Annotated in this window: 1 protein-coding gene; it reads right to left on the bottom strand. The window is 65.9% G+C overall.

Annotation, left to right across the window (positions count from 1 at the left end):
- Window positions 1-296: bestrophin family ion channel (locus EN851_RS35530; RefSeq protein WP_281041137.1), on the bottom strand; the 296-nt coding region annotated here is incomplete at both ends.

Genomic DNA, 296 nt, shown 5'->3' with positions numbered 1-296 from the left:
GAAGGCGAGCGCCTCCATCAGAAGCGCGCGCTGCTCGGCGCGGTCGCCGATCAGGCTGGTGGTGGCGCGCGCCAGGTTGCGGATCTCGAAAACCAGCGCGCCCCAGAGTTTGCGGGCTTCCCACCAGCGGTCGTAGGCGGCGTTGTTGCGGAACGACAGATAGATCGACAGCGTCACGCCGACGAGGCCGAACGGCGCGATGCTGAAGGCGCTGAGATCGAGCTGCAAGTGCCGCGCCAGCACCAGGATGACCGCCGAATAGATGGCAAAGCCGAAAATCTGCGGCAGGATACGCG

This window comes from Mesorhizobium sp. M8A.F.Ca.ET.208.01.1.1 (assembly GCF_004791315.1).
Lineage (GTDB): Bacteria > Pseudomonadota > Alphaproteobacteria > Rhizobiales > Rhizobiaceae > Mesorhizobium.
This window is presented reverse-complemented; position numbering and strand designations above follow the sequence as displayed.